The sequence below is a fragment of the Ruegeria sp. AF8 genome (assembly GCF_056541825.1).
The window spans coordinates 14967-32837 of record NZ_JBQFYW010000024.1 but is presented as its reverse complement, the minus strand read 5'-3'; the positions used below and the strand labels follow the sequence as shown (position 1 = coordinate 32837).

At 58.2% G+C, this 17871-nt stretch carries 15 protein-coding genes and 1 pseudogene; 4 read left to right on the top strand and 12 right to left on the bottom strand.

Annotated features, from left to right (window positions below):
• Nucleotides 1–47 precede the first annotated feature (47 nt).
• From ACR0AO_RS22420 to ACR0AO_RS22370, 11 genes and pseudogenes are all read right to left on the bottom strand, one after another.
• The gene (locus ACR0AO_RS22420; protein ID WP_480608685.1) at nucleotides 48–662 is read right to left on the bottom strand and encodes a 4Fe-4S dicluster domain-containing protein; all 615 of its coding nucleotides are present in this window, start codon (nucleotides 660–662) and stop codon (nucleotides 48–50) included.
• The gene (locus tag ACR0AO_RS22415; protein WP_480608683.1) at nucleotides 659–1663 is read right to left on the bottom strand and encodes a 4Fe-4S binding protein; all 1005 of its coding nucleotides are present in this window, start codon (nucleotides 1661–1663) and stop codon (nucleotides 659–661) included. The genes ACR0AO_RS22420 and ACR0AO_RS22415 overlap by 4 nt, the downstream gene beginning before the upstream one ends.
• Nucleotides 1664–1687: 24 nt before the next feature.
• Nucleotides 1688–2260 carry a 4Fe-4S dicluster domain-containing protein gene (locus ACR0AO_RS22410; RefSeq protein WP_480608681.1) on the bottom strand — a complete coding sequence of 191 codons (573 nt, stop codon included), beginning with the start codon at nucleotides 2258–2260 and terminating at the stop codon, nucleotides 1688–1690.
• A 63-nt stretch (nucleotides 2261–2323) separates the two neighbouring features.
• On the bottom strand, nucleotides 2324–5029 hold the full coding sequence (locus ACR0AO_RS22405) for a molybdopterin-dependent oxidoreductase (RefSeq protein WP_480608679.1): 2706 nt from the start codon (nucleotides 5027–5029) through the stop codon (nucleotides 2324–2326).
• A 15-nt stretch (nucleotides 5030–5044) separates the two neighbouring features.
• The gene (locus tag ACR0AO_RS22400) at nucleotides 5045–5701 is read right to left on the bottom strand and encodes a c-type cytochrome (RefSeq protein WP_480608677.1); all 657 of its coding nucleotides are present in this window, start codon (nucleotides 5699–5701) and stop codon (nucleotides 5045–5047) included.
• Between the two features lie 66 nt (nucleotides 5702–5767).
• Nucleotides 5768–6439 (bottom strand): NapC/NirT family cytochrome c, encoded by a 672-nt coding sequence (locus tag ACR0AO_RS22395; RefSeq protein ID WP_480608675.1) that lies wholly within the window; start codon nucleotides 6437–6439, stop codon nucleotides 5768–5770.
• 319 nt (nucleotides 6440–6758) lie between these two features.
• Nucleotides 6759–7427, bottom strand: a pseudogene (locus tag ACR0AO_RS22390) (IS6 family transposase).
• Between the two features lie 628 nt (nucleotides 7428–8055).
• Nucleotides 8056–8838, bottom strand: coding sequence for an ABC transporter permease (locus tag ACR0AO_RS22385; protein WP_480608673.1), 783 nt, complete (start codon nucleotides 8836–8838; stop codon nucleotides 8056–8058).
• The gene (locus tag ACR0AO_RS22380) at nucleotides 8835–9587 is read right to left on the bottom strand and encodes an ABC transporter permease (RefSeq protein ID WP_480608671.1); all 753 of its coding nucleotides are present in this window, start codon (nucleotides 9585–9587) and stop codon (nucleotides 8835–8837) included. The genes ACR0AO_RS22385 and ACR0AO_RS22380 overlap by 4 nt, the downstream gene beginning before the upstream one ends.
• Before the next feature lie 9 nt (nucleotides 9588–9596).
• The gene (locus ACR0AO_RS22375; protein ID WP_480608669.1) at nucleotides 9597–10361 is read right to left on the bottom strand and encodes a transporter substrate-binding domain-containing protein; all 765 of its coding nucleotides are present in this window, start codon (nucleotides 10359–10361) and stop codon (nucleotides 9597–9599) included.
• A gap of 37 nt (nucleotides 10362–10398) precedes the next feature.
• A complete protein-coding gene (locus tag ACR0AO_RS22370; RefSeq protein WP_480608668.1) occupies nucleotides 10399–11196 on the bottom strand; it encodes an ABC transporter ATP-binding protein in 798 nt (265 codons plus the stop codon).
• 94 nt (nucleotides 11197–11290) lie between these two features.
• Here ACR0AO_RS22370 and ACR0AO_RS22365 point away from each other — a divergent pair, with 94 nt between their 5' ends.
• Genes ACR0AO_RS22365 through ACR0AO_RS22350 form a run of 4 tightly spaced genes read left to right on the top strand, consistent with a single transcriptional unit; the run spans nucleotide 11291 to nucleotide 15500 of the window.
• Entirely contained in the window at nucleotides 11291–11914 is a 624-nt protein-coding gene (locus tag ACR0AO_RS22365) for a TetR/AcrR family transcriptional regulator (protein ID WP_480608666.1), read from the top strand.
• 14 nt (nucleotides 11915–11928) lie between these two features.
• On the top strand, nucleotides 11929–13113 hold the full coding sequence (locus ACR0AO_RS22360; RefSeq protein WP_480608664.1) for a pyridoxal phosphate-dependent aminotransferase: 1185 nt from the start codon (nucleotides 11929–11931) through the stop codon (nucleotides 13111–13113).
• Complete coding sequence (locus ACR0AO_RS22355; protein WP_480608662.1) at nucleotides 13110–14714, top strand: 5-guanidino-2-oxopentanoate decarboxylase; 1605 nt, start codon at nucleotides 13110–13112, stop codon at nucleotides 14712–14714. The genes ACR0AO_RS22360 and ACR0AO_RS22355 overlap by 4 nt, the downstream gene beginning before the upstream one ends.
• Before the next feature lie 3 nt (nucleotides 14715–14717).
• Nucleotides 14718–15500 carry an arginine deiminase family protein gene (locus tag ACR0AO_RS22350; RefSeq protein ID WP_480608660.1) on the top strand — a complete coding sequence of 261 codons (783 nt, stop codon included), beginning with the start codon at nucleotides 14718–14720 and terminating at the stop codon, nucleotides 15498–15500.
• A 417-nt stretch (nucleotides 15501–15917) separates the two neighbouring features.
• Here ACR0AO_RS22350 and ACR0AO_RS22345 read toward each other — a convergent pair whose 3' ends face one another.
• A complete protein-coding gene (locus ACR0AO_RS22345) occupies nucleotides 15918–17810 on the bottom strand; it encodes an SLC13 family permease (protein WP_480608659.1) in 1893 nt (630 codons plus the stop codon).
• Between the last annotated feature and the right edge of the window lie 61 nt (nucleotides 17811–17871).

Here is a 17871-nt window from a genome sequence, read left to right as displayed (position 1 = left end):
ATCAAGCGTTGAGGGCGGCGATTACTCAGGTCAGATCTAGGCATTTTTCACCCTGTGGAAAATAGTTGATTGGCCTGCTTTGCATTCTCCACGATCCAAATTGGTTTGCTTGGATGGGGGCAAATCTCGACGCACATGCCACACCCGACGCATCCGGATCGCACGACGGGCCGGTAAACATTGGCAAAATCGAAGCTGATTGCTTTTTCGCCCAGCGGGCAGACCGCGACGCAGGCTCCACAGATGCCGCGGTCCACCCATGGGAAGCAGGCCGTCTCGTCAATATCCGCAAAGCCCATGTTGATTTCCGTGCGGGAAATCTCAGTCAAGGCCTCGGTCGGACAGACCTCCATGCACTTGTTGCACAGGATGCAGGCCGTTTCGGCGGCGTCGATATATGGCGTATTCACCGCCCCGCCGCCATCGCGAGTATGGAACTTGATGCAGCGGGGCGGGCAAACCTCGCCGCAAAGACCGCAACCGATGCAGGCGGTGACAAAGGCATCATCGTCCTTGAGCGCACCGGGTGGCCGAAGGTGGTTTCCGAAGGCGCGTGCCGGCCCGGACGGGGCAAGCGATGCGGCAATGCCATAGGGCAGAAGGCCCGTCGCAAGAAACGCGGTTCCCGCCAGCAATTCCCGCAGGAGACCCCGTCGTTTCATTCCGCGGCCTCCAATTCCTGCTGCACCCTGTCACGGCGATATTGCCGTCCCAGATGACCGGGACCCTGCTTGGGATAATCCGTTGGCCTGAGCGTGAAGGTCAGGGCATCGGTGGGGCAGACCGCAATGCAAGCGGAACAGTTGTTGCATTCCAGGCCAATGTGATCGCGCATTGGATCAAGGCCAAACTCGCAAATGACATTGCATTTGGCGCAGTCGTTGCAGTTCTCGACGATCCTGCGGATGCGTACCAGCCGGTAGCGTCCGAGTAGCGAATAGAGGGCTCCTCCCGGGCAGACGTAGCGGCAGAATCCGCGCCGAGCGACCAGCAGATCGAACAGCAATGTACCAATGAAAAACACCGTACCCGCGCCAAATCCGCCTAGCGCCACCGCGTAATAGATCTCGCGCCCGATGATGGCTGGTGGATATACCGCTGCAACCAGGATCGAACCGGACAACATCGAAAGGAGCAGTCCCAGGGCAAGGACCCCGTATTTGAGGCGCTTGTCAAAAGTCCGGTTGCCGGTATGCAGCCCCGCCCAGCGAAGCCATCCGGCGAAGTTGCTGTTGAGCTCATATAGAAAGGTCGCAGGGCAGATCCAGCCGCAAAAGAACCGACCGAAAATCACGGTCAGCACCACCGGGATCAGTGCCGTCGAAAGGAACGGCCAATAAAACGAGCGCCCAGCGGCAGACTGCCCCACCGCAGCCAGCGGATCGCTGAGTTGCAGCCCCCAGAATGTGCCCGACCAGGTCGTGCCCTTGATCGCGTCCAGATCCTTCTCCGGGTCGTCGACAAAGGGCTCGGTCAGTGTTTCCACCACGTCGTAGAGCCGTTGCTCGGATGGTGCCAGCAGATCGTAGGCATGGGCCGAAACATAGGTCTGATAGAGGTGCAGGAACGGCAGGGCGACGAGCATCGCGAAGACGATGCTCAGGCTGATCCACCTAAGCTTGTTCAACTGGCGCCAGAGAAAGAAAGGTTTGCCGGTCTGCATGGTTATCCTCTGGTTCGGTGCGGTCTATCCGCGGTTGGGGACTATGCGAATGGCCTGCGGCATCTGAATACAGGACCGTTCGCACAGCCCACAGCCGACGCATTGATCCGTCACCTGCGGTTGTTCCAGCCGGCCGGCCTTGATTGCCACGTCTTGCAGCGGACAGGCGCGGTAACAGACCCCGCAGGTCTTGCCCTGGAATGAAAGACACAGCTGTTCATCCACCCTGGCCGTGCCCATGTTGACATTCTCAAGGATGGCTTCGATCTCGTATTCAATGGGCTGGATTGCGCCGGTCGGGCAAACTTCGCCGCATTTCATGCACAGAATACAGCCCTTTTCGCGCGGCACGATGTAGGGCGTGTCCACTGAGGCATAGCCATTCTCGGTGTTGAAATACTTGATTGTGCGGTTCGGGCAGACCTCGCCGCATTGCCCGCAATGTATGCAGCGGCCGAGAAAATCCTCTTCGGGCAATGCTCCCGGCGGGCGCAGAAACCGAAGCGAACCCTGGCTCTTCGCGGCGACGCCGCTGCCGGTCATGGCGGCAGCCGTAGCGGTCATGGCGGCGGCTTTTACAAAGGTTCTGCGTTTCATAGTGCGGCTTTCTTGCCATGGCACAGGCGGGACCGTCCCGCCTGTGCGGTTGTCTCGGTTGGCTCAGACCTTTTCGATCCGGCAAGCGCTCTTCTTGAAGTCCACTTGGCCGGACACCGGGTCCCAAATCCGGCTGGTTACGCCATTGGCCAGCCACTTATTCTTCTTGGGATCGGCGCTGTCGGCCACCGACAGGTTCCAAGGCCCGAACATGTAGCCTCGCGGGACATTGTTGCGCGCCGGTTTGACCAGCGAATTCGTACCAACCTGGGCCCGGGCCTGAAGCGAGCCGCGTCGCGTGATGACGCGGACCTGATCGCCGTCCTCGATGCCCAGGTCTTGCGCATCGAGTTCATGCATCTCGACATACATTTCCGGCACTAACCGCCGTGTCGTCGGACTGCGGTTGGACTTGGCTGTGTGGAAATGTTCGTAAACCACACCGAGGCCGAACCAGTAGGGAAACTTGTCGTCAGGAACATCCTGCCACTTCTTCCCGCGATGTTCTTCATCGGGCATGTCCGGCGTCAGGCCGGCATCACGGACCTTTTCAATCAGATCCAAGTTGTCGATCGTGTAGAGACCTTCTTCGGTGCCGTAGCGCATCATTTCCTTGGTCAGAGCTTCCCGGTCGGAATAATCCTGGTGCACCAGCTTTATGTGCACCTTTCCGTCTTTAGTACGGAAGTAGCCATAGGGCTTGTCGGCCCAGTCGCCTTCCTGAAGCATGAACCGTCGCTTAGCCCCACCGTTCTGGGCGATTTCGTAGGTCGGCGCCGGCCACTGGATGCCGCGAAGGTTTTCAAGCTGTTCATAGGGTGTGTCGCCGTCCAGCTTCTCGACCTCCAGAATGCCGGTCAGATCGGTATCGGTTCCTTCGGATGCCCTGATGACATCCCGGAAAACCTCTTCCGCGTTATAGAACCCGTCTTCGCGCCGCTCGTAGGGCAACGCCTTGGACATATCCAAGCCCAAAAGTTTGCCGATCCCCTTGGCCTTGTCGATCACCATGTCCAGGTCAGGCCGACAGCCCGGAGGTGGCGTACCGCCTTTCTGACACAGGTTGATCCTACGTTCGGAGCTTATGTAGACACCTTCAACCTCTCCCCATGTCGCCGCCGGGAAGATCACGTCGGCATAAAGGTTGTTGGGCGCGTGGCGATAGATTTCCTGCACCACATTGAAGGTTTTGGTGATCGCCGGCCGAACGAGGTTGTACTGATCCGGAAGATCTATATGGGTCGCGTAGACAAGGAACATCGCTTTAACTTCGTCCTTGAGCGCGCGCTCCATCATGCCGACGGCGTATCCGGGATTGCCGGAATTGTGGGCATTGTCCAGGTTCTGCTGCGGAATGCCCCAGGCCCTGGCCATCTTGGCGCGGAAGCTGTCGTCACTTAGCGGCATGTTGAACGGCAACCGCCCTGTCAGGCCGCCGGTAAAGCGTTCGCCCATCGCGTTGGGCTGGCCGGTCATCGAGAACGGGCCGCAGCCAGGTTTCGCCAGGTTGCCGGTCAGGGTCAGCAGGTTGATGATCGAGATCACGTTGTGCTGGCCGTGAATGTGCTGGTTATAGCCGATGCCCCACATAATGATGACACCGCCATAGCCCCCCTCCTGGGAGCCTTTCGAGCGGGCCAGCCGCCTACGAGTGGCGTCCGCGAACATACCGGCCACGCGGCGGATCAATTCGGGCGACACATCGTGGTTGGGCCCACCCATCCGGTCCTGCACCTGTTCGGGGCTGTAGTTATTGAGTACGCCGTCGACATATTCCTCCCAGCCGGTGGCGTGCTCCTTGACGAAATCCCAATCGATCACGTCGTCATGGTCTTTGAGCAGGACATGGGCAATAGCATTCAGGAAGCTGATATCGCCGTTCAGCACTGGTACGTGGACAGTATTTTCGGTATTGATATCCTCATATCCCATCACCGTGCCGGTGCGGCGAGGGTCAACGATCACCGTGGGAATGTCATTCTTCTTTTTGTGGTCGGCGGCGCGCCAGAAAATAATAGGGTGCGATTCACGGGCGTTGTGACCGAAGTGCATGATCATATCGCACAGCTCGATATCGTCATAAGCCAGCGGTGGGGTGTCCGAGCCCAGCGTCGCAAAGTAACCGGTAACGGCGGAAGTCATGCACATGCGGGCGTTGGCCTCGATCGTGTTCGAGCCCAGCACGCCCTTCATGAACAGGTTTTCCAGATACTGGCCTTCCATTGTCAGCTGGCCGGATCCGTAAAGCGCAATTGAGTTGCCGCCATAGGTCTGAGCAAGATGGGCGATCTTGTGATCGACCAACTCCGAGGCTTCCTCGTAAGGGACGCGGACGAAATGTTCTTCGTCGAACGAGCCCTTTGTCTTTGACACATATTCAAGATCGCCGTGGCCGGGTTTATTCCATTCTTCCCAGACGTCCTTGCGGACATAGGAATCGCCCTCCATCCGGTCGACATACATCGGCTCCGCGGCGGTCAGCCCCTTGATGCATTGCAAGCCGAAATTGGTCGGGTGATCCTTGTCGGGGCGCATGGAAACGATTTTGCCGTTCTCGGCGATGATGATCGTACCGCAGCCGACCCCGCAATAGGGGCATTGCGCGATCGCGGTCGTACGTTCGGCCGCGCCCTCGGCCGCTTCGGCGGCACCGATGAAAAGTTCGGGGTTATCGCCCGCCATCAGGCCGCCGGTCGCGGCGGCTCCCGAGACAAAGGCGCTTGTTTTCAGCATATCGCGGCGCGACAGCTCTTTCTTGATGCGTTTCATGACGTGTTTCTCCGATCAATTCGCGGGAAGGCTGCGCAGATAGACAATGATGTCGTCGATTTCCTGATCCGACAGGTTCGCTAGTCCTTCGGGTCCCTGGAATGCCAGCATCCTGGTATTGGAACGGCCTTTCTTGATGGTTTCGCGGATGAACCCGTCCGAGACCTTGGTCAGGAACCCCGGGAGTCCGATAGCGGTGCCGGCGCCGCCTGCGTCATAGCCTTCGGCATCGGCCCCGTGGCAGGTCGAGCAGATGTTGTTGTACCACTGCTCGCCGAGGCGCGGGTCGCCATGCGCTTCGGGCTGGGCGTCCACCTCGGCTGCCCGGTTCGGACGATCAGAGTGCGACCGCAGATATGCGACGATAGCCTGAGCACCGCTGCGGCCAATATGCGAGAAGGGCGGCATCCCGGTATCCTCTCGCCCGTCGCGGATCGTTCCCAGAAGGAACTCGTCCGAAGAGATGCTCAGAAACTCGGGATTGGTCAGCGAAGGCGCGATGCCCGGTTCACCGATGGCGTCGGCCTGATGGCAGGCCTCGCAATTGTCCACGAAAAGCTCTTCGCCCTCTTGCAGCATTTCCGGTGACGCCGCCTGCGCCGGTGCAGGCTGTACCGTGGCGAACAAGGCTCCGCTCATCAACCCCAGCACCTTGTGCCTTGAAACAAACATTTTCTCCTCCTCTGTCTCCGTGCGACTTGTTCTCGCTTTTACTGGTGCCTTCGTTGTTCAGAGTGGCTACCAGTCATCGCCGGGTTTCGGTCGCGCCATGCCCTCGTGGCACAGACGGCACTCCACTTCGTCGGCCTCCAGCCGGATATGCACTTCGTCCATGACCGCGTGGCGGTCGAATCCTTCCGGCAGGGAATGTGCAATTCCCTTATGGCAATCGATGCAGGTCATCTGCCATTGTGTCCCAAGGTCGTGCAGCATGCCCGCTTTGGTTCGCTGCGCCGCGGTGTCCATATAGGCAAACTCATGGCAGTTGCGGCATTCATGCGAGTCGGTTTCCTCCATGCGTTCCCACACGTTCTGCGCGAGTTCGAGCCGCCTGGCACGATAGTCCTCGGGCGCATCAATCGTCCCTCTCGCCCAGTGGTAGAGTTCGTTAGTGGCCCGTATCTTTCGAAGAACCTTGGCCCCCCATTCCCGAGGCACGTGACAGTCCGGGCACGACGCCCGAACGCCGGTTGGGTTGGAATAGTGAACCGAGGATTTGTACTCCTCGAACGGATAGGCCCGCATTGCGTGGCAAGATGTGCAGAAGGTCTCGGTGTTGGTGACTTCCAGGCTCCAGTTGAATCCGCCCCAGAACAGAACGCCTGCCAGAAAGATGCCGCTCACACTCATCAGAGAACGAGAATAGGTCGACTTGGGTATGTTGGGTCTTAGCCATCCCGGCGGCGTCATCCCAATGTAAGATCCCCAGTTTTGCCGGCCATCCGTGGATCAGGCCAACTGTCTGCCACATCCATTCAAAAGGCGTTGCTGTTACCAGCAATGGCCGGTGCTTCCGGAAATTGAAGTTGCCAGCGGCTATATCGTGCGTGACAAGTGGCCAAACGGGCCAACAGGAACACATCATGGATTTCGGCTATTGGGTTCGAGGGTACGCCATGCAGGTCCGGTCGAGTTTGATCTAGATCAAAAAGGGCCCGGATAAGCGATCCTTGCCGTGGCAATGCCTGGGACCAGGATAGAGGGATTCTGTTTCGAAATTTTCGCTGGGCTAGGCGAACTGACGAAATGGACAGTGTGCTGGTCTGAGTTGACACTTTCGGATCATATTCGCAACTTCGATGCCTTCCAACGTCGAAGTTGCAGAGGTGAACGATTTGAACCCGAGCGTCAGGCGTTTTCTTCTTTTGATGAACCGGTGATCTTGTTCCACGATGTTATTGCGATACTTGCGCCTTACCATCTCAATCAGGATCGGACAGCCGAAGCCCTTGAGCATTCTGTTGATAGCCCTGATGCTTGCGTTGTTAGCACCGCTCTTGTCGATGACAATCTTACTCGGCAATCCTTTGACCTCCAACATCCTGGCAAAGAACTTCGTGGCTGCAGGCTTGTTTCGACGCTTTGAAAACAAAAAATCAAGGGTGTTTCCTGCTTTGTCGACGGCTCGCTAGAGATACACCCACTTGCCGCGGACGAGCAGATAGGTCTCATCGATGCGCCAGGAATTCAGCGTAGGGCGCTTCTTTGATTGTGCTTTAGCCTCGACCATCGGCGAGTACTTCATAACCCACCTATTCAATGTGGCGTGATCGACGGAATTTCCCCGTTCAGCCGTGATCTCTTCCAGATCGCGATAAGAGACAGTGAAGCGCAAATTGAAAAATTTAGCGTAAAAAACCACATCCTTGAGGAGGTGGCAGCCATTCAAAGTGACCATTCTGAAACCTGCTCGCGATTGACTTGAAGGCAACAAGCACCAGGGCACGCAGTTTCGTCAAGCCTGACCCAAAGTTTGCGACACAACCGCTTCACGTGGTCAGCGGAACGAAAACACAATCTGCGGTGGATTCGGCTGGAAGCCGGTGAAGAGCATTTGAAACAAGCGTCGCCATGCGTTTTGGGTCAACGCACATCGTCGCATGAGCAATCGCGGCGTCTGAAAGCTGCTTCATTGCCAGCGTGCTTCCTCGAAGAACATGGCGCTGTCGCCGCCGAAAATCATCTGAACATACTGCTTTCAAAGGATGGCGCCCCAAGAGCTTCAATGGACGTGCTTGAAGCGTTTCTCATCAGCTCAGCATCGGACGAGTTGATCAGGTGCCTGTCCGGAAGCTGAGGTGTCTCTGCCACTGAGCTGAAAGCGCTCCGACTTCCCTGCCCCTCCTGGCTGAACAAGCTGTCCGACAGGGTTCTCGCCATGCCAAATCCCCCTCTCGCGAACAGTGTAATGGCACCGTTTTAGGGGCTAGACACAGTTTGAGGGGGCAATGCCACACCGGAGTCTAGGTTTGGACGAGCTCGAAAAAAACGCGTCCAGATGGGCGCAGGTTTTGGACTATCGTCGCCTAGATAGTCCTTTTTGCTCGCGTGCGACCTTCGATCCAGCCGAACCCCAGCGCAATCAGTCCCGCTATCGCCATATAGAAAACCGCCAACAGTAAGAGCGGCTCGTAAACTATGAACGTGTCGGCTCGCACGCGAGAGGCAACCGCGTAGATCTCGACAACAGTAATGGTTGCCACCAGAGGCGTTGCCTTCAGCTGAAGGATAGTTTCTCCGCCCAGTGTGGGCAAAACATTGCGGACAGCCTGCGGCAGCCATATCCGGCGGAACAATGTGAACCTGGGCATACCAAATGATTTGGCCGCTTCCAGCTGACCTTTGGCAACACCCGAAAAGGCCCCGCGCATGACTTCTCCCTCATAACCTGCGTAGGAGAGCGTCAGGGCCAGCACAGCATAGGGCCACGCCTGCCGAAGGTAGGGCCAGAGGTCCGACGAGCGGATCCAGGGAAACTGCGGGAAAAGCGACCCGAGCCCGTAGTAAAGCAGCCAAATTTGCAACAGTAGCGGCGTACCCCGGATCACGGTGCAGAATGCCCGCGCAGGCACCGACAGATACCAGGGGCCAACCGCTTGAGCCAGCCCAAGAGGCACTGCAAAAAGGAAGCCCAGCACGGTAGAAACCGCCAATATCCAGATTGTCGTCCAAAGCCCCTGCGCTACCAGCGGAGCGTATGTCGGAATCCAGTCCCAGCGCAAAGTCAGCGCGCACCAGAGCACCAGCGCGGCAAATGCCAGCATCATCACGATACGATGCGGCTGGAGCAGGTCTTTTATACCCGTCATTGCGCGCCTCCTTTCAGGGACGGCTGGCCGCGGCGTGCCCATTTTTCGATCCGGGCAAAAACAGATCCTGAACAAAGAGTTACCATCAGGTAGAGAAAGCCAGCGGCAAGGAAGAAGGTGAAATAGGCGCGGGTGCTGCTGGCAGCTTGCTTGGTTTCCAGCGTCAGCTCGTTGAACCCGACCACGGCCAGCAGCGCGGTGTCTTTGGTGGCAATCAGCCACAGGTTTGCCAGCCCCGGCACAGCGAAACCCATCATTGCCGGGATCGTCACCCGCCGCATGGTCATGAACGCGGGCATTCCGTAGGATCTGGCGGCCTCAATCTGGCCCGGCGGCACTGCCTGGATGGCGCCGCGCAAAACTTCGGTGGCATATGCCCCTTGCACCACACCCAGAACCCAGATGCCGGCGGCGACGCCGTTGATCTCGACCCTTCCGCCGCCCATCGCGGCGGAGATTTTGTTTATGACATCACTGCCAACGTAATAAAGGATAAGGATCAGAACCAATTCGGGAACCGCACGGATCACCGTAGTATAGATGGCGAGAAGATCGCGTGTGATCTTCCCGCCGTAAAGTTTTCCATAGGCTCCGAACAGCCCGATCAGCAGGCCAAGCCCGAATGCGCCAATGGCGATTTGCAGGGAATTGGCCAGCCCGCGCAGCAGGTTGCTTCCCCATCCTGGTGCCGAGAGCGACAGAAGTTCTGCGCTCCTGGCCAGGCCGAGCGTTTCCAGCAGTCCGGTCACCGCAGCACCCTAGTAGATGCTGGTGGTGAAGTAGTTTGCGGTGATATTCTCATGCGTACCGTCCGCGAGAATGGCCGCAATCCCCTTGTTCAGAGCTTCCAGAAGCTCCGTCTCCCCTTTGCGCACACCCGCACCGACACCGCGGCCAAGAATGGCAGGGTCATCCTTCACCGCACCCTTAATTTCGCAGCAGCTACCGCTGTCGGAACCGACGAAGTCAGCCATTGCGATACTGTCAGCCTGTGTTGCGTCGATACGGCCCGAGAACAGATCCTGATTCGCCTCGTCCTGGGTCTGGTAGACGCGCAGCTCAGCATCCTTGAAGTATTCCTGCGCATAGGCCTGGTGGATGGTGGAGGCCTGGATGCCGACGATCTTGCCCGCCAGCGATTCCGGGGTTGCTTCAATCGCCATCGCCTTGTCGGCCACGATCACCGCCGGGGTATTGTAGTAAGGATCGCTGAAGTCGATGGTTTTCAAGCGCTCTTCAGTGATCGACATGGAGGCCATGATAGCATCGATCTGCTGGCCGGTGAGCGAAGGGATGATGCCGTCCCAGGCAACTGGAGTAATGACGCAGTCCAGATCCGCCGCCGCGCAAACCGCGTTGATCACGTCGATCTCCCAGCCGACCCAATTTCCCGAACTGTCGAGCGAGGCAAACGGCGGATAGGGTTCGGCGGCGATCCCGATCTTCACCTGTTCTGCGGAAGCTGCGCCCACAAAAAGCGCCATGGTAGCGGCGCCAGCCGCAATGATTGCTTTCAGTTTCATAGTACTCTCCCTGTTGAATTTTGTTGAGAATTCCGGATCAGGCGACGGAGCTAAGGAACTGCTTCAGGCGCTCTGATTTGGGGTTTCCAAAAACCTCGGCAGGCGGCCCCTGCTCTTCGATACGGCCTTGGTAAAGATACACAACGTGGCTGGCGACCTCGCGTGCGAATTTCATTTCATGGGTGACCAGAAGCATGGTGCGGCCTTCGGCAGCAAGGTCGCGGATCACCGTAAGAACTTCGCCGACAAGCTCCGGATCCAACGCCGACGTCGGCTCGTCGAACAGCATCACGTTGGGATCGACCGCCAGTGCCCGGGCAATGGCGGCGCGCTGCTGCTGGCCGCCGGATAGATAGGCCGGAAAAGTGTCCGCCTTGTCCCCCAAGCCCACCCGTTTCAGCAAACCATGCGCCCGCTCAATGGCCTGTGCTTTCGGAACCTTCAGCACATGAACAGGTACTTCAATGACATTTTCCAGGAGCGTGCGGTGGGTCCAGAGGTTGAACTGTTGAAAAACCATCGCAAGCCGGGTGCGGATACGCTCGATCTGGCGCTTGTTTGCAGGGCTGCCATCTGCCCGCATAGCAACTTCTTCGCCATCGATCACGATTTTGCCTGAAGTGGGCGTTTCCAGAAAATTGATGCAGCGCAGCATGGTCGACTTGCCGGAACCGGAACCGCCGATAATTGCGACCACATCTCCTTTTTTCGCCGACAGTGACACGCCTTTCAGAACCTCCAGAGACCCGAACGACTTGTGCAGATCCTCAACGCGAATCGCCTCTTCAAGCGATCCTTGAGCGGCGGCAAACGATTCAGCGGCGGATGCGTCCATCTAACAAAACCCTCGATTTTCGGCTTGCAGTAAGACGCGTCTTTGCTAATTATGCAAGTGTATAATTTCTTCTCCCGGCAAAAAGGGAAGAGCTGTGAACGACGAGCGCCGCAAATTCAAACGCGAACCCGCCGAGGCGAGGCGGGAGGCGCTCATTCGCGCAACGCTGGACTTGGTTGCAGAAAAAGGTGTGCGGGGAGCAACGGTACGCAGCATCGCTGAGCGAGCCGATGTCACCCAGGGGCTGATCCGGCACTATTTCAGCTCCAAGGAGGAACTGATTTCTGCGGCCTACGAGTTCCACATGAACGAGCTGACCGATCAGACGGCAGCCTCCGCTAAAGAAGGTTCCGAACGAAACCGGCTGGCTGGATTTGTGGTCGCTTCCCTCACGCCGCCAGTCGTGGATTCGCGGGCCGTCGCGCTCTGGGCCGGCTTCCTGAACAAGGTGCAGCAGGACCCAGATATGCGGGAGATTCACCGGCGCACATACGACTATTTCCGCGACCACTTGGAAGAATTGATCGCAGCCGTACTTGAAGAAACAGGGCAACCGGCTTCTCCGGCCCGGCTGCGGCATCTAGGAACCGCGACAAACGCCGTGATCGACGGCCTCTGGCTGGAAGGCGGCGCGCTGCCGGATGCCTTCGAGGAAGGCGAACTGGCGCAGATCGGTCTCGAAGCAGTCGGGGCAATCGTTGGAATTTCATTGGAATAAAGGCTGGACGTGCCATGCGAATAACTGATGTGACAGACCGCCTGGCGGGATTGGGCGGAGCCAAGTGGGAAGTGCATCTGAAGGCGCGCGACCTGAAGAAAGCGGGAGCAGATATCATTGAGATGACCATCGGCGAACCCGACGTGCCGGCGGCCGGCACCCTGATCGAAACCGCGGTATCTTCCCTGCGTGCGGGTCGGACCGGATATTCCAACGGTCGGGGCGAGCCCGGGCTGCTGGAGGCGCTGGCTGCACGCTATACCGAAACCCGGGGGCGGCCTTTCGGGCCGGAAAACTTCCTGTGCTTTCCGGGCACTCAGACCGCGCTCTTTGCGGTCATGGCCGGGGTTGCCCAGGTCGGCGACGAGGTGCTCGTCGGGGATCCAATGTATGCGACCTACGAAGGCGTTGTGCGTGCCGCTGGCGCAGATCTGGTACCGGTACCGTTGCTTCCGGAACATGGTTTCCGGATGCAGACGGAAACCTTGGCCTCCCGGATCACGCCGCACACCCGCGCCATCCTTCTGACCACGCCGCACAACCCGACCGGTGCGATCCTGACTGCCGAAGACATTTCCGCCATCGGCGCACTGGCTGTCGAGCATGATCTCTGGATCATATCCGACGAAGTCTATGAAGAGCTGGTTTTCGAAGGCGCGGAGTTTGTCTCGCCGCTGTCCGATCCGAAGCTGGCCGATCGGGTGGTCGGTGTCTCATCGATATCAAAATCACATGCGGCACCGGGGTTTCGCAGCGGCTGGTGTGTTGGTCCGGCAGGATTCTGCGACGCTCTGCTGCCGTATTCAGAAACCATGCTGTTTGGGAATCAGCCCTTCATCGCCGACATGACGGAACAGGCTGTACGCGGCGGATCCGAGGTTGCCGCCGGAATGGTATCCCGGTTTTCCGCACGCGCAGATCTGCTTGCATCCCGACTGCACAAAGAAACCGGTCTTACCGTACACCGGCCTGATGCCGGGATGTTTGCGATGATCGATGTCTCCGCTACGGGACTGGATGGGGAAACTTATGCCTGGGACCTCTTGGAAAGCGGCGTTGCGGTCATGCCCGGGTCCGCATTCGGTGAGGTCCTGAAAAACTGGGTCCGGGTGGCACTGACCATACCGGACGCGGAATTCACCGCTGCGGTCGACCGGATTGCGGCCCACGCCAACAGCAAGAAGAGGGGTGCAGCGTGAACAGGACCACTGTCGGCGAAGCACTGGTTTCGGGCCTGAAGGACCGCGGTGTCACATGTGTGTTTGGGATTCCGGGCGTGCATACGGCCGAGCTCTACCGCGGGCTGGCAGCCTCCGGCATCCGCCACGTGACCCCGCGGCATGAGCAGGGCGCGGGCTTTATGGCCGACGGCTTTGCCCGGGTGTCCGGCAAGCCGGGTGTCGCTTTTGTCATTACCGGGCCCGGGCTGACCAACACGCTGACTGCCATGGCGCAGGCCCGGGCGGATTCGGTTCCGATGCTGGTTGTCTCCGGTGTGAATATGGCATCTTCGCTTGGAAAAGGGCTGGGACATCTGCATGAGCTGCCCGATCAACATGCCCTGGCACAGATGGTCGCAAAAGTCTCGACCCACGTGGCCGCGCCACAGGATCTGGACGGCGCTCTGAACAAGGCCTTTACGGCGCTTTCGGGAGGGCGCCCGGCGCCTGCTCATATTCAGGTGCCGCTGGACGTTGCAGGAGACGCGCAGGCGGAGCCGGTGGCGGTTTGCACTGCCGGCAAGACACCGTTCCCCGATGGCCCGCTGCAGCAGGCGGCCGCAATGCTGTCGGCAGCCAGGAAAATCGTCATACTTGCCGGAGGCGGTGCAAAAATTGCAGGTGACGGTCTGCGCTTGCTGGCGGAGCGGCTGGATGCACCGGTAGTTCAAACCGTGAACGCTCGCGGCGTGCTTTACGGGCATCCTTTGTCGGTCCCGGCCAGCCCGAGTCTAAAAGCAGTGCGGCACCTGATCGAGGACGCCGATTGCGTGATGGCGCTCGGGACCGAGCTGGGACAGACCGATTACGATATGTATGCAACCGGCACATTGGCTCATATGCCGGGGTTGATCCGGGTGGACATCTGCCCGGACCAGCTTTCCCGACACCCGGCGGAACTGAAGATCGAAGGAAGCGCTGCAGACGCGGTGGCCGAGCTGCTAAAGCACGTGCCGGCGGAGGACCGGAGTAACGGCGGTGTCGGGCGGGCGGGAAATGCACGCTCAGCCGCCTGGGAAGAAATCGGTCAGGAGTACCGCCAGCAGGTCGAGGTGCTGAACGCCATCCGCGATGCGGTACCCAACGCCCTGCTGGTGGGAGATTCAACCCAGCCGATCTACGCAGGCAACCTCTATTACGACCATGACCGCGCCGGCGGCTGGTTCAACGCGGCCACCGGCTACGGCGCACTCGGCTTTGGGATCCCGGCCGCGATCGGCGCATCAATCGCGGATCCCGGCGCGAGAGTGGTCTGCCTCACCGGCGACGGTGGCGCGCAGTTCTCCCTGCCTGAGGTTATGGCGGCGGTAGACGAAAACCTGCCCATCACTTTTATGATTTGGAACAACCACGGCTACCGAGAAATTGCCACTTCGATGGAGGATGCCGGCGTGGCTGTGGTGGGCTGTGACCCGACACCGCCTGACTTTAAAGCTGCAGCGTGGTCCTACGGCATTCCTTACCAGTGTTCGCCGTTGAACCCGGAAGCCGTCGCCGCCGCCCTGAAGGAGAGCGCCGGGCTGACCGGCCCGCAAATTATTGAAATTGAGGCACCCCGATTTGCGCCCGCAAAGGACTGATCCATGACCAACCCTTCCCATGAATTCTCCCGAGCCATCACTCGCCGCCCTGCCCCCTCGATCACAGGCGGTCTCAGGGCCGTGGACAGCGGCAATCCGGATCTCGGCAGTATGCTGAAAGCCCATGAAGCCTATGTCGCAGCCCTGAAAAGCACAGGGGCAGACGTCACCGAACTGGAGCCCCTGGACGCCTTTCCCGATGCCCAATTTGTCGAAGACACCGCACTCTGCCTGCCGCAGGGTGCAGTGCTGATGCGCCCGGGCGCCCCGTCGCGGCTTGGGGAAGTGGCGGAAATGGCCCCTGCCATCCGGGCGTGTTACGGCGACGTACGCGAAATCAGCGGCCCCGGTCACATCGAAGGTGGTGATATCCTTGTCACCGGTAAAGAAATTCTCGTTGGCCGATCCGACCGGACAGATGCCGAGGGAGTTGCCGAACTGGCGGCCATCATCCGTGAATGGGGACACAGCCTGCGTGAAGTGTTCACACCTGAGGGCGTGCTGCATTTCAAGACCGACTGCTCTCTTATGGACGCTGAAACTATCCTGTCGACCAAACGGCTGGATGCATCGGGCTGTTTCGAAGGTTACCGGGTGCTGCATGTGCCCGACGGTGAAGAGGCGGCCGCCAATGCCATCCGCTTCAATAACCTCGTGCTGATGGCAGCGGGATTCCCGCGCACCGCGGAAATGCTGGACCGCGAGGGCTTTCAGGTTGCCACAATTGACAACACTGACTGCGCGAAACTGGATGGTGGTATGTCCTGCCTTTCCCTGAGATTTTAGCCCAAACAGTCAGTCAAGTTATCCGCAATATCTAAGCCTCCAGTTGTTAGAACTCACCCTGCTGGGAACATTCGGGAGAGAGTTCATGCAGGACGGGTTGAGCGTTTCGCAGGTGTTGGATTCCGGTGTTCACCTGCGAGGCTAAGCCCCTTCCAGCGGTTCTGTCTGCCACATGGGCATTTTATCCAGCGGTTTCCAAACAATGCCGAGGCCGCGCTCTGTGAAATGACGGCCCTAACTGCGAGCGCTGCGGAAATGCTGCGCAGACCCAATTGATCAGCGGCCGGTAAGCGTGACCCCTGCTCGCCAATGGGTCAACCCGACTCGGAACGAATTGAGGTGATCGCCGATTCTACATGTGATGGTTAACCGAGTATACTAGACACTGAGGGTACAAGCGTTTGTACTCCGTGCTGCTTAATATACGATGTTGAGCATCAACAAGGATACAACCAGAAACAGAACTGTCATGACCCCGCCCGAGCGCACAAAGTCCATAACCTTATAACCCGCAGGACCCATAATCAAAGCGTTTACCTGATGGGTCGGAATGATGAAGCTGTTTGAGGTCGAAATGGCCACTGTAAGCGCAAAGACGGCGGGGTTGCCACCGGCCGCCACCGCAATCGAAACGGCAAGGGGCACGAGCAGAACGGTAGCCCCGACGTTTGACATTACAAGCGAAAAAGCAGTGGCCAAGATAGCGACGCCAGCTTGTAGCGCCCAAATTGGCCAACCGTCCAAAATGATCATGATTTGCTGCGCGATCCACGCCGCAGTTCCGGTATTTTGCACGGCCTGCCCCAGCGGTATGAGGCATGCGAGCAAGAAAACAGTATTCCATCCGACTGCGCGGTATGCTTCGTCCACGCTAAGCACACGCGTAAGCATCATTCCGGCTGCTCCAGTCAGTAGGCAAAGCGATAGCCGAACGTCTGTAAGCAATATTAGCGACAGCGAAATTGCGAAAAAGGCCAAAGCCCAACCGACCTTCTGAGGTCGCAGTTCATCTTGCGGAAAATCCGTTGTTACGACAACAAAGTCAGGATCTCGCTTGATCCGCATCAGGTTGTCCCACCTGGTATGCGCGACAAGCATGTCGCCCGCTTGAAATTTCTCGAGCCCGATTTGGGTCGACTCATGCGTTTCGCTTTCTACGTGGCTGAGCGTTTCTTCGCCTCGGTGAATCGCAAGCAACGACATGCCGTATGTCTTGCGGAACAAGAGTTCTCGCGGGCATTTCCCGATCAGTTTGCTGTCGGGTGTCACAACGACTTCGGCAATTCCGGCATTGGTAGCCGCAAAATCTTCGACGAAGATGTCCAGTTCGGGAAGAACAGTCAGACCGAATTTCTGGGCAAATTTCTCTACGGCCCAGCGATTACCTATGATTGCGAGCCTGCAGGGCGCTGCAATCTCGGCGGTCAGGACCTGAACCATCGAAGTTTTGCCGCGATAGAACGTGGAGATTATGTAGAGATGGTTTTCGTGGTTGATATCGGCCAATACCTGCCCCACAAGCGGGCTTTCCGCCGGCACAGTCACCTCGAAAACATCTGCCTGGAGTCCGTAGACCCGTTGCAGGTATTCCTGTGTGCCCTGCCCCGTTCCGGTACTTTCAGATCCGGCGTCTTTCGGCAATACCCATCGTCCAAGTAGCAGAAAGTACCCGATCCCGGTCAGGATTAAGACCGCCCCGATAGGCGTCACCGAGAAGAGACCAAATGGTTCAATTTTTTGACCGGCGGGTAGTCCCTCGTTTGCGGTCAGGACCAGATCATTAAGTAAAATCAACGGCGATGAACCGACCATTGTCATTGTGCCACCCAAAATGGCGCAAAATCCCATGGGCATCAGCAGGCGAGACAGCGGAATTTCGGATCTTGAGGATATTCGGCTGACGACTGGCAGAAACAACGCGGCTGCCCCAACATTTTGCATGAATGATGAAATTACGCCAACGGTGCCCGAAACGATCGGTAGCACCCTGCTCTCGGACGTGCCGCCGTATTTTAGAATGACCGCCGCCACCTTGTTCATTATGCCAGTTTTGTCCAGCCCCGCGCCTACGATCATGACTGCGATGATAGAAATCACGGCGTTTGACGCAAACCCATCGAACAGATGTGTAACATCTGCGAGGTTCTCAAGCCCTGGTAGGTAGCTAAGAAGGCCGACAAGGACCAGCACCAGAATTGCAGATAGGTCAATCCTTACAATTTCTGATACGAACAAGAAGACGGTGAAAGCAAGCAGTGCGCAAACTACTCCCATCTCGAACGAAAAGGTTATAGTTTCCACAGGGTTCATCGAGACGCCTACTTCTACGAGTGTGGTCTAAACATCTAAACGATCCCACCGATCGTGTCAT